Genomic DNA, 10933 nt, shown 5'->3' on the forward strand with positions numbered 1-10933 from the left:
CACACGCTGCGCCCGCAGCTGCCCTACACCTATGCGGCGGGCCAGTCGCTCGCGATCGAGATCCCGCAGCGGCCGCGACTGTGGCGCTACTACTCGCCCGCCAATGCCCCGCGCCCGGACGGCACCTTCGAGATCCACGTCCAGGTGGTCGACGGCGGCGAGGTCAGCACCACCTTCGCCCGGCAGGTCCGCCCCGGCGATCAGGTCCGGCTCGGCTCGCCCGTCGGCACCGCCTTCCAGATCCCGTCCGACGCGGTGGACAACCTGCTGCTGATCGCGGGCGGCTCGGGCCTGGCCCCGTTGCGCGCCCTGGTCGATCGCTTCGCGCAGGAGGCCGGGCACGCGACCGTGCCGCGCGTGCAACTGCTGCACGGCGTGCGCACGGCGTGGAACCTCTACGACCACGAGGCGCTCACGGCGCTCACCGACAATCCCTGGTTCTCCTATACCCCTGTGGTTTCCGAGGATCCCGGCTTCCACGGCGTTCAGGGCACCGTCGGCGCGGTGGCCGCGCGCGGCCGCGATCTGACCGGCACCACCGCGCTGGTGTGCGGATCGCCCGCCATGGTCAATGCCACCGTGACGGCCCTGACCACCGCCGGAATGCCGCGCCACGCAATCAGATTCGAGACGTTCGGACAGGCGCCGGTTGCCAACACGGCCGAGTCCAACAGGAACAAGGTGGCCCAATGGATGTGAAGCCCGACGACATTCGTTCCGTTCGCTTCAAGAACGCGCGCCTGGGCCGCAAGGGTTACGACGCCGAGGAGGTCGACCGCTTCCTCGAGCATGTCCGCTCCGCCATGACCCGGCTCACCCGCGAGAACCGCAACCTCACCCTGACCAGCAATTCCCCGGAACTGGCCCGGCTGCAACGGGAGAACATGCAGCTGTCGGCCAAGAGCGAGGCCCTGTCGATGCAGATGCAGACCATGGCGTCGGCCGGTGAGGTGGCAGAGCTGCAACAGCAGCTGGCCAACGCGCACTGGGAGATCGCCAGGCTGCAGGACGAATTGGAGAAGGACGAGCTGGGCATCAGTGCCCGCGCCGTGCACGTGCTCAACCGCGCGCAGCTCTCCGCCGACGCCATTGTCGAACAGGCCGAACAGCATGCGCGCGACCTGATGTCGGTCGCGCGCGCCCAGCAGCGCGAATTGCTGCAGCGGGCAAGGGATTCCGCGGGCTCCACCCGAGCCGGCTTCCCGGACCCGGAGCTGGAGGATCAGCGCCACGAGCAGCTGCGCGCCTACTCCGAGCTGCTGCGGTCGCAGTTGCAGGCCATTGTCGCGACCTTGAACATCGAGGTCGACAAGCTGGCCCTGTTGCCGCTGCCGGGAGCCATCGTCGGTGTGCTGCCCGGTGATTCGTTCCCCTCCGGCCTACCGGCCGCGGGTGTGGAGCACGCCGCACAGCACTGAACGGCATCGACCCATCGCAACAGCCCACGCGAGAAACGGAATTGGGGAGCATCCCTGTGAATATCGAAGCGTTGCAGTCCATTTGGCAGCAGGTCGACGCGATCGGCCCGCAGGCCGTCGAGTACTTCTACGACCATCTCTTCGCCGCGCACCCCGAGGTGCGGGGCATGTTCGCCGAAGATCTGGGACCGCAGCGGGAGCGCTTCCTGTCGGGTCTGGCCCGGATCGTCACGAATGTGCAGACCCTCGCGGACGATCCGTCGTTCGTGCAGCAGTTGGGTGCGCACCACGCCCGCCTCGGCGTCGTCGCCGAGCACTATCCGGTGGCGGGTGCCTCGCTGCTCGCCACCCTCGAGCACTTCCTGGGTGACGGCTGGACGCCGGAACTCGCGCAGACCTGGACCGCGGCATACGGCGCGGTCGCGGATCTGATGCTGTCGGCCGAAGTCGCCGCCTGAGTCGTGCTCGTGGGAAGCCGGTTCCGATGCCACAGCGCGGGACCGGCTTCTCCCATTCGGAAGTAACTCGACCAACCGGCCCGTATTCATATATCGGTTCGGAAACCCGCAGTTCACAGCTTTGATGGCAGTTGCCTACCAGGCGGTAAAACACCCTGGAATCAAGCCCATTAAGCTGGCGGCCGTTAATCACTGAATCCAGCACCGCCGGATCCCTTCCTCAGGAGTACCTCACCGTGAGCCAAGCAGGCCGCCCTGTTGTTCTGATCGCCGACAAGCTCGCCCAGTCGACCGTCGACGCGCTGGGCTCCGGCGTCGAGGTTCGCTGGGTCGACGGCCCCAACCGCCCCGAGCTGCTCGCGGCCGTGCCGGAAGCCGATGCGCTGCTGGTGCGTTCGGCCACCACCGTCGACGCCGAGGTGCTCGAGGCCGGTAAGAACCTGAAGATCGTCGCGCGCGCCGGCGTCGGCCTCGACAATGTCGACGTGCCCGCGGCCACCGAGCGCGGCGTCATGGTCGTCAACGCCCCGACCTCCAACATCCACACCGCCGCCGAGCACGCCGTCACCCTGCTGCTGGCCGCCGCGCGTCAGATCCCGGCCGCCGACGCCACCCTGCGCGAGCACACCTGGCAGCGCAGCAAGTTCAACGGTGTCGAGATCTTCGGCAAGACCGTCGGCGTCATCGGCCTGGGCCGCATCGGCCAGCTGTTCGCGCAGCGTCTCGCCGCCTTCGAGACCAAGATCGTCGCGTACGACCCCTACACCTCGCCGGCCCGCGCCGCCCAGCTGGGCATCGAGCTGCTGACCCTGGACGAGGTGCTCGAGCGCGCCGACTTCATCTCCATTCACCTGCCCAAGACTCCTGAGACCAAGGGCATGCTGAACAAGGAGACCCTGGCCAAGACCAAGAAGGGCGTCATCATCGTCAACGCCGCCCGCGGCGGTCTGATCGACGAGCAGGCGCTCGCCGACGCCATCACCTCGGGTCACGTGCGCGCCGCCGGTATCGACGTGTTCGAGACCGAGCCGTCCACCGACAGCCCGCTGTTCGAGCTGCCGCAGGTCGTCGTCACCCCGCACCTGGGCGCCTCCACCGCCGAGGCCCAGGACCGCGCGGGCACCGATGTGGCCAAGTCGGTGCAGCTGGCCCTCGCCGGTGAGTTCGTGCCCGGCGCGGTGAACGTCACCGGTGGCTCGGTCACCGAAGAGGTCGCCCCGTGGCTGGAGATCGTTCGCAAGCAGGGCGCGCTGCTGGGCGCCCTCGCCGACGAGCTGCCGGTCTCGCTCGAGGTCCAGGTGCGCGGCGAGCTGACCGCCAATGATGTTGCGGTGCTTGAGCTCTCGGCCCTGCGCGGCGTCTTCTCCGCCCTCATCGAGGACTCGGTCACCTTCGTCAACGCCCCGTCGCTGGCCAAGGACCGCGGCCTGGAGGCCACCGTCACCACCGTCTCGGAGAGCCCGACCCACCGCAGTTTGGTCGACCTGCGCGCCGTGTTCGGCGACGGCCGCACCCTGAACGTGGCGGGCACCCTGACCGAGCCGCACCAGGTCCAGAAGATCGTCAACATCAACGGCCGCAACTACGACATGCGCGCCGAGGGCCTCAACCTGGCCGTCGTCAACTACGAGGACAAGCCGGGTCAGCTCGGCCGCCTGGCCACCAAGCTCGGCGACGCCGGCATCGACATCCAGGCAGCCCAGATGACCCAGGACCTCGACGCCGAGGGCGCCACCGTCATCCTGCGCGTCAACAAGGACGTGCCCGCCGAGGTCCAGAACGCTATCGCCGAGGCCGTCGGCGCTGCCAAGGTCGCCCAGGTCGACCTGAGCTGACGCGCACCGTCTGAAAAACTGTGCCCCTGCCGTGGAAACGGCAGGGGCACAGTGCTGTTCGGGGTGCGGGTCAGCGGTCGCGGCGGGCGGCTCGGGCTTCGATCACGTCCTTGGCTTCGACCAGGCTCGCCGTCGGGTCCTGTTCGCGGTAAGCCTTGATGGCGTGAATCTTCTTGCCGCGCTGGAGGAGTTCGTCGATCTCGGTGTAATTGACGGTCCCGGTCGGATCGGCGATGCCCAGGTGCTCGATGATGAGATCGATCTTGCGTTCCAGGCGAATGAGTTTGCGCTCGAGTCGGAGATTGTCGAACATCTGCCGAACCCTACCCGGCGCGGTCACTCCGGCGTCGGGGCGCCGAAGCGGATCAGGCCGTTGCGGGTGTAGCCGAGCACCGTGCAGGAGATGTGGTCGCCGATGCGGGGCCACACGCCGTCGCGGCAGGGGCCGGAGCGTTCGTGCAGGAGATCGCATTCGATGGTGCCGGACCGGCCCGAGGCGGTGCGGACCGAAACCCAGTGGGCTCCATGTCCGGTGACGACACAGTGGACGGTCGAGTGGAGCGGGTACGACGCGTTCATGAGTTGATTTTCGCGCCCGAATCGGGTGAAGCGGGCGGGTTTCTCGTCGATTATTGGTGAATGCGTGGAAAGACGCCGCCCACCGAGCCGCTGACCGGGCGGGAACGCCGTAATCTGGTGATCGGTACCGTGCTCGTCGCCGTGCTGCTGCTGGCCGGGGCGGTGCTGTGGACCGTCTTGGATCACCGGCCCGACTACAGCCGCTCCGAGAACGGCTGCGTCGCAGTGCTTTCCGCGGGGTCGATGGGCGGGCAGCAGCAGCGGGCCTGCGGGGACCAGGCGCAACAGTGGTGCCGGACGGTGTCGGGGCAGCAGGACGCGCTCTCGCTCAAGGTGCGACAGGAATGCCGCCGCGCCGGAATCCAGCCCTGAACCCCTCGGCCGTCCCACTGGTTGGGAGTCATTCGCCCTGGTGAAAGGGGTGGAACCGGTACCCGCTAGGGTGGCCGATGGACTCTCCTGCCAGCACGGAGCGGATCACGAACGGAGCATGGATTTCATGAAACTGGCTGTCATTCCGGGCGACGGTATCGGTCCCGAGGTCATCGCCGAGGCCCTCAAGGTGCTCGACACGGTGGTGCCCGGTGTCGAGAAGACCGAATACGACCTGGGAGCCAAGCGGTTCCATGCCACCGGCGAGATCCTCCCGGACAATGTCATCCCGGAGCTCAAGCAGCACGACGCCATCCTGCTCGGCGCGATCGGCGACCCGTCGGTGCAGAGCGGCCTGCTCGAGCGCGGCCTGCTACTGCGCACCCGCTTCGAGCTGGATCACCACGTGAACCTGCGCCCCTCCAGGCTGTACCCGGGCGTCACCAGCCCGCTGGCCGCCAACCCGGACATCGACTTCGTGGTCGTGCGCGAGGGCACCGAAGGCCCCTACACCGGCACCGGCGGCGCGATCCGCGTCAACACCCCGCACGAGGTGGCCACCGAGGTCTCCACCAACACCCGCTTCGGCGTCGAGCGCGTGGTCCGCTACGCCTTCGAGACCGCCCGCAAGCGCCGCAAGCACCTGACCCTGGTGCACAAGAACAACGTCCTCGCGTTCGCCGGTTCGCTGTGGTCGCGCACCGTCGCCGAGGTCGGCGCGGAGTACCCGGACATCGAAACCGCGTACCAGCACATCGATGCCGCCACCATCCACATGGTCACCGACCCGGGCCGCTTCGACGTGATCGTCACCGACAACCTGTTCGGCGACATCATCACCGACCTGGCCGCCGCGGTCTCCGGTGGCATCGGCCTGGCCGCCTCCGGCAATATCGACGCCTCGGGCACCAACCCGTCCATGTTCGAGCCGGTGCACGGTTCGGCCCCGGACATCGCGGGCCAGTCCAAGGCCGACCCGACCGCCGCGATCCTGTCGGTGGCGCTGCTGCTGAACCACCTCGGCAAGGCCGAGGAGGCCGCGCGCATCGAGACCGCCGTCGCCAAGGATCTGGAGTCGCGCTCGGGCGCCGCCTCCACCGTCGCGATCGGCGACCGGATCGCCGCCTCGCTGTAGGACAAAACGGTCAAGCCCCCGTTCCCGCCGATGCGGGGACGGGGGCTTGTCGGTTTCCGTGGCCGAATATCGACGGCGGCAAGGTGATTCACTGGTTCGTACCAGTGTCGAATGATCGAAATCCGACCGCGTCACACCCCTCGCCCGTTCCCTAATCGTGACCGAAATGCCATCCTGGGAAGTGATTTCGTCAAACCTGCTGGGGCAGTGAGACATCTCGCATCATTGCATTCGGATGCGAAAACGTAACGGGCGCAGCTCTTCCTGATTTGCCGAAGATCAGCACATCAACGGGAACCGGTGGGCACCAACGGGACTGCCGCCAAGGCGATCAACGCGGCCAGCGCGTATGTGATCGGGAAACCGGACATCGTGATCAGTGCGCCGAAGGCCGGGGCGATCGCGGCCGCGGCCAGGTTCTGCCCCGTGTTCTGGATGCCCAAGCCACGCCCTGACCAGTACGGACCCGCGATCTCGGCCACCGCGGTGAAGGCCAGGCCGTTGTCGGCCACCGTGATCGCCGAGGCCGCCACCAGGATCGGGATGGCCGCCCACCACCAGTGCGCCCACGCCGATACGGCCAAGGCGGACATGGAGATAACGGCCATCACGGCCACCGTGCGCAGCGGCCGCAACCGGCTGCCGACCCGATCCGACCAGATCCCCGCGCCGATTCGCCCTGCCGCGCCCACGATTTGGGTGCCGGTGACCAGCGCGCCCGCTGCCGCCAGCGACATTCCGACATCGCGGTGCAGCCACAGCAGACCGAACGTCCAGATGGTGGCCTGGGGGATGACCAGCAGAATGGACACCCCGTGAATGCGCCACAGCGTCGAATCCCCGCGGTAGGGGTTCGTGGGTCGTCCTGCGCCCCCGGCGGATTCGGGCCGCGGCGGATCCACAATCCCGACCAGGCAGCTGATCGCCGCCACGCCCGCCATGACCGCCGGTACCAGCACGGCCATCGAGAAGCCGTGTGCCGCAGCGACGGCGGGGATGGTCACCGCGCCGACGGCCACACCCAGCGGTTGTGCCGTCTGCCGGATGCCCATGGCCAGCCCGCGCTGATCCTTGGGAAACCAGCCCACGATGACCCGGCCGCTGGCCCCGTTGGTGCTGCCGCCGCCCGCTCCCGCCAGGAACAGCAATGCCCCCAGCGCAACGTAGTTCGTGACGCAGGCCGCCGCGACACCGGTCACGAACATGATCGCGGGACCGGCCACCAGGGCCGCGCGCTCGCCCACGTGATCGACGATCCAGCCCCACGCGATCAGCGTGCAGCACAGCCCGACCAGCGGCATGGCGACCAGCAGACCGGCCGTGGCCAGCGACATTCCGCGCTGAGTCAGTGACGGCAGCAGGAAGGGGGCGCCGTTGGTCATTACTGCGGTGGAGGTCTGCGCGAAGACGCCGAGGGCCAGCATGCTCCACCGTCGCGTCGCACCAATCTGTGTCACGGTGGTCATGACCCTCACCTCGCGTCTCACTATGTGGAACCAATGTCTTACTCTTTGAACATCGGACCCTACGGTACACCTGAGGCGCAAGACGATTTCCGGGACGAGCTGTCAGTTTGCTCACACCCCGCTATCGATCTTGTGAGAGGGGTGGCGAAAAGTGAGTTGCCTTGCGTATAAGCGCTTTCCACAATGGACTCGGGGCGATGCGGGCGGGGATGCCACCGTGACATTCGCCCCGCCCGAGTCGTCACGCCACCACCACCCCGCGGCCCGGTCCTGCCCCGCGGTCGGGCGCGTTCGGGCAGGTCGAAGCCGGTCGATAGGATGCCAACCATGCGCCTAGGTCGAGTTGCCAGCCCAGATGGAGTCGCTTTCGTCAGTATCGAAGGAGACGATTCGTCAGCCGTCGCCCGTGAAATCGCCGAACACCCGTTCGGCACCCCGACCTTCACCGGTCGCAGCTGGCAGCTGGCCGACGTCCGCCTGCTCGCCCCCATCCTGGCCAGCAAGGTGATCTGCATCGGCAAGAACTACGCCGCGCACGCCGAGGAGATGGGCGGCCCCGCCCCCGCCGACCCGGTCATCTTCATGAAGCCCAGCACCTCGATTCAGAGCCCGAACGCGCCGATCATCCTGCCGCCCAGTTCTTCTCAGGTGGACTACGAGGGCGAGCTGGCGATCGTGATCGGCCGCCCCTGCAAGGACGTGCCCGCCGCCCGCGCGAACGAGGTGATCCTGGGTTACACCGTCGCCAACGACGTCACCGCCCGCGATCAGCAGCGCCACGACGGCCAGTGGACCCGCGCCAAGGGTTACGACACCTTCTGCCCGCTCGGCCCGTGGATCGAGACCTCGCTGGACCCTTCGGATCTGGAGATCGTCACCGAGGTCGACGGCCAGGTGAAGCAGCGCAGTCGCACTTCACTTCTGCTGCACGATATTCCGAAGCTGATCGAGTGGGTGACCACCGTAATGACCTTGCTCCCCGGCGATGTCATCCTCACCGGCACGCCCGAGGGCGTGGGGCCGCTGCAGGCCGGTCAGACCGTCTCGGTCACCGTGTCCGGTATCGGCACCCTGTCCAATCCCGTTGCCGCCAAACGCTGAACGAGAGAGAGCCATGACCGACGTCCGGGTACGTTTCTGCCCGTCTCCCACCGGCACACCGCATGTGGGACTGGTCCGCACCGCCCTGTTCAACTGGGCCTTCGCACGCCACCACGGCGGCACCTTCGTCTTCCGCATCGAAGACACCGACGCCGCACGCGATTCCGAGGAGTCCTACGCGGCCATCCTCGACGCCCTGCGCTGGCTCGGCCTCACCTGGGACGAGGGCCCGGAGGTCGGCGGCCCCTACGAGCCGTACCGGCAGTCGCAGCGGCGTGACATTCATCTCGATGTGGTGCGGCGCCTGCTGGTGGCGGGGGAGGCCTACGAATCCTTCTCCACGCCTGAGGAAGTCGAGGCCCGTCACAAGGCCGCCGGTCGGGATCCCAAGCTGGGCTACGACAACTTCGACCGTGACCTCACCCCTGAGCAGATCGCCGCCTACAAGGCCGAGGGCCGCAACCCGGTGATCCGGCTGCGCATGCCCGACCACGACCTCACCTGGAACGACCTGGTGCGCGGCGAGACCACCTTCCGGGCGGGCGTCGTCCCCGATTTCGCGCTCACCCGCGGTAATGGTGATCCGCTCTATACGCTGGTCAACCCGGTCGACGACGCGATGATGAAGATCACCCACGTTTTGCGCGGCGAGGATTTGCTGTCCTCCACTCCGCGGCAGCTCGCGCTCTACGAGTCGCTGATCCGAATCGGCGTCGCCGAGTTCACCCCGGAGTTCGGGCACCTGCCGTTCGTGATGGGTCAGGGCAACAAGAAGTTGTCCAAGCGTGATCCGGAGTCGAATCTCTTCCATCACCGCGACCGGGGCTTCATTCCGGAGGGTTTGCTGAATTATCTGGCGCTGCTCGGCTGGGGCATCGCGGATGATCATGATGTCTTCTCCATGACGGAGATGGTCGAAGCCTTCGATATCTCGAAGGTGAATTCGAATCCGGCGCGATTCGATCAGAAGAAGGCCGATGCGCTCAACGGCGAACATATTCGTCGGTTGACCCCCGGTGATTTTGCTCACCGACTGCGTGAGTACCTCACGCAACACGGACATATCGGCGCCGAGATCGACGAGAAGCTGTTCGAAACGGCGGCCGATCTCGTGCAGACCCGGATGAAGGTGTTGAGCGAAGGCTGGGATCTGCTGAAGTTCCTGTTCATCAAGCCCGAAGACTTCGTGATCGACGAGGCCGCGAAGGCGAAGAATCTGAAGGCGGACGCCGCCCCGGTATTGCAGGCGACGGTGAAAGCGCTGGAAGGCGTTTCCGAATGGACTGCGGTTCCGCTCGAGGAGGCGCTCAAGGGCGCGCTCATCGAGGACCTGGGTCTCAAGCCGAACAAGGCGTTCGCGCCTGTGCGCGTCGCGGTGACCGGATCGCACATCAGCCCGCCGCTCTACGAGTCGCTGGAACTGCTGGGCCGGGAGCTGACCCTGGATCGGCTCCGCGCAGCCGCTGCCGAGCTCGCCTGAGATTGCCGAAAAGGTGCACAAACCGGCCTCTGACCAGCCGGTTTGTGTATCTACGGTAGGTTGCTGCTAATCTTCTTCTCGGCCGGAAAGCGACCAGGAACTTCCCCCGGGGAGAGCCTGAAAGCCCAGGTCAATGGGGTATGGTGTAATTGGCAACACAGCTGATTCTGGTTCAGCCATTCTAGGTTCGAGTCCTGGTACCCCAGCTGCGAGAGCTCCGGCTCTCGATTCGAGAAGCTCCGGTGGTGGAAACCGCCGGAATCTCAACTCCTGGTCCCGTCGTCTAGCGGCCTAGGACGCCGCCCTCTCAAGGCGGTAGCGCGGGTTCAAATCCCGTCGGGACTACAAGGTGAAGGCCCCCAGCCAATCGGCTGGGGGCCTTCACTTTTTCGCGGTGTGCGACTTTCTCGGTTCAAGTAGTGGAACTAGCCCGAAGGCTCAGCGGCACTAGTCCAAAGGCTGAGCGGTGGTGCCGCCCTTGGGCATTGCGGGCAGGCCGAGTTTGCGGTGATCCCAACTGCGGATGCGTTCGGGCACCACCCGCACGGCCACGCGCTTGTGCAGCATCTGGTCCACGAACGGTTTCATCTCTTCGCTGTATGGCCCGGTGTAGCGCTCCCACACGCTGATTCCCACTTTGAACAGGGCTTCGGGATCCTCGATGACCTCGGCGCGGCCTTCCAGGGAAATTCCGCGCAGCTGGTCGTAGGTGTCGCCGGCCTCGAGCATCACGGTGATGCGCGGATCACGGCGCAGATTCACCGTCTTCTGGGCCTTGGCCTTGGTCTCGAACCAGATCTCGCCATCGATCACCGCGTACCACATGGCGACCAGGTGGGGCGCGCCCGTGGCGCTCAGGGTGGCCATGGTGGCGATGCGGCTGCGCTCGATGAATTCGGTGATCTCAGCATCTGACATCACGATCTGCGCGCGTTGATTAACTCCCATGGGCCGACTGTAATTTACGGCGTATGAGCCCGGTCACAGTGCCCGTCGGGCATGAAAAAGCCCCAGGACCGCTGGGCGGCCGCTGGGGCTGTCGTGACGGCTGGGACGCTGGGGGTGCGGCAGGTGGCGGCGGGCGGGCTG

General features: G+C 66.7%; 12 protein-coding genes and 2 tRNA genes. 10 read left to right on the forward strand and 4 right to left on the reverse strand.

Annotation, left to right across the window (positions count from 1 at the left end):
- The 4 genes from ACWELQ_RS24535 to serA form a co-directional block, all read left to right on the forward strand.
- A partial coding sequence (locus ACWELQ_RS24535; RefSeq protein WP_452399394.1) for an FAD-binding oxidoreductase occupies window positions 1-699 on the forward strand: 699 nt, incomplete at its 5' end.
- Complete coding sequence (locus tag ACWELQ_RS24540; RefSeq protein WP_452399395.1) at window positions 690-1418, forward strand: DivIVA domain-containing protein; 729 nt, start codon at window positions 690-692, stop codon at window positions 1416-1418. The genes ACWELQ_RS24535 and ACWELQ_RS24540, both read left to right, overlap by 10 nt.
- A gap of 56 nt (window positions 1419-1474) precedes the next feature.
- Window positions 1475-1876, forward strand: a complete 402-nt coding sequence (locus ACWELQ_RS24545) for a globin domain-containing protein (RefSeq protein WP_452399396.1) — start codon at window positions 1475-1477, stop codon at window positions 1874-1876.
- A 236-nt stretch (window positions 1877-2112) separates the two neighbouring features.
- Window positions 2113-3711 carry a phosphoglycerate dehydrogenase gene (serA, locus tag ACWELQ_RS24550; protein WP_452399397.1) on the forward strand — a complete coding sequence of 533 codons (1599 nt, stop codon included), beginning with the start codon at window positions 2113-2115 and terminating at the stop codon, window positions 3709-3711.
- Window positions 3712-3781: 70 nt separating this feature from the next.
- On the opposite strand, the gene ACWELQ_RS24555 is transcribed toward serA, so the two are convergent.
- Window positions 3782-4024, reverse strand: coding sequence for a hypothetical protein (locus ACWELQ_RS24555; protein ID WP_452399398.1), 243 nt, complete (start codon window positions 4022-4024; stop codon window positions 3782-3784).
- A 23-nt stretch (window positions 4025-4047) separates the two neighbouring features.
- Complete coding sequence (locus tag ACWELQ_RS24560) at window positions 4048-4290, reverse strand: hypothetical protein (RefSeq protein WP_452399399.1); 243 nt, start codon at window positions 4288-4290, stop codon at window positions 4048-4050.
- Between the two features lie 60 nt (window positions 4291-4350).
- On the opposite strand from ACWELQ_RS24560, the gene ACWELQ_RS24565 reads away from it, so the two are divergent.
- Window positions 4351-4662: a hypothetical protein gene (locus tag ACWELQ_RS24565; RefSeq protein ID WP_452399400.1), complete on the forward strand. Its 312-nt coding sequence runs from the start codon at window positions 4351-4353 to the stop codon at window positions 4660-4662.
- Window positions 4663-4789: 127 nt separating this feature from the next.
- Window positions 4790-5797, forward strand: coding sequence for a 3-isopropylmalate dehydrogenase (locus tag ACWELQ_RS24570; RefSeq protein WP_452399401.1), 1008 nt, complete (start codon window positions 4790-4792; stop codon window positions 5795-5797).
- A 287-nt stretch (window positions 5798-6084) separates the two neighbouring features.
- On the opposite strand, the gene ACWELQ_RS24575 is transcribed toward ACWELQ_RS24570, so the two are convergent.
- Window positions 6085-7263 carry an MFS transporter gene (locus ACWELQ_RS24575; protein ID WP_452399402.1) on the reverse strand — a complete coding sequence of 393 codons (1179 nt, stop codon included), beginning with the start codon at window positions 7261-7263 and terminating at the stop codon, window positions 6085-6087.
- 327 nt (window positions 7264-7590) lie between these two features.
- Here ACWELQ_RS24575 and ACWELQ_RS24580 point away from each other — a divergent pair, with 327 nt between their 5' ends.
- From ACWELQ_RS24580 to ACWELQ_RS24595, 4 genes are all read left to right on the forward strand, one after another.
- On the forward strand, window positions 7591-8364 hold the full coding sequence (locus ACWELQ_RS24580) for a fumarylacetoacetate hydrolase family protein (protein ID WP_452399403.1): 774 nt from the start codon (window positions 7591-7593) through the stop codon (window positions 8362-8364).
- 13 nt (window positions 8365-8377) lie between these two features.
- Window positions 8378-9844, forward strand: coding sequence for a glutamate--tRNA ligase (gene gltX / locus ACWELQ_RS24585; RefSeq protein ID WP_452399404.1), 1467 nt, complete (start codon window positions 8378-8380; stop codon window positions 9842-9844).
- Between the two features lie 134 nt (window positions 9845-9978).
- Window positions 9979-10050 (forward strand) — tRNA-Gln (locus tag ACWELQ_RS24590).
- A 66-nt stretch (window positions 10051-10116) separates the two neighbouring features.
- Window positions 10117-10189, forward strand: a tRNA-Glu gene (locus tag ACWELQ_RS24595).
- Window positions 10190-10291: 102 nt separating this feature from the next.
- On the opposite strand, the gene ACWELQ_RS24600 is transcribed toward ACWELQ_RS24595, so the two are convergent.
- Window positions 10292-10792, reverse strand: coding sequence for a pyridoxamine 5'-phosphate oxidase family protein (locus tag ACWELQ_RS24600; RefSeq protein WP_452399405.1), 501 nt, complete (start codon window positions 10790-10792; stop codon window positions 10292-10294).
- Window positions 10793-10933 lie beyond the last annotated feature (141 nt).

The sequence above is a fragment of the Nocardia sp. NPDC004722 genome (assembly GCF_053601505.1).

Bases quoted from the DNA above. Each gene is read 5' to 3' on its own strand.
- ACWELQ_RS24555 (WP_452399398.1), bottom strand. From the start codon at position 4,024: ATGTTCGACAATCTCCGACTCGAGCGCAAACTCATTCGCCTGGAACGC.
- ACWELQ_RS24570 (WP_452399401.1), top strand. From the start codon at position 4,790: ATGAAACTGGCTGTCATTCCGGGCGACGGTATCGGTCCCGAGGTCATC.
- gltX (WP_452399404.1), top strand. From the start codon at position 8,378: ATGACCGACGTCCGGGTACGTTTCTGCCCGTCTCCCACCGGCACACCG.
- ACWELQ_RS24565 (WP_452399400.1), top strand. From the start codon at position 4,351: ATGCGTGGAAAGACGCCGCCCACCGAGCCGCTGACCGGGCGGGAACGC.
- ACWELQ_RS24600 (WP_452399405.1), bottom strand. From the start codon at position 10,792: ATGGGAGTTAATCAACGCGCGCAGATCGTGATGTCAGATGCTGAGATC.
- ACWELQ_RS24575 (WP_452399402.1), bottom strand. From the start codon at position 7,263: ATGACCACCGTGACACAGATTGGTGCGACGCGACGGTGGAGCATGCTG.
- ACWELQ_RS24560 (WP_452399399.1), bottom strand. From the start codon at position 4,290: ATGAACGCGTCGTACCCGCTCCACTCGACCGTCCACTGTGTCGTCACC.
- ACWELQ_RS24580 (WP_452399403.1), top strand. From the start codon at position 7,591: ATGCGCCTAGGTCGAGTTGCCAGCCCAGATGGAGTCGCTTTCGTCAGT.
- ACWELQ_RS24540 (WP_452399395.1), top strand. From the start codon at position 690: ATGGATGTGAAGCCCGACGACATTCGTTCCGTTCGCTTCAAGAACGCG.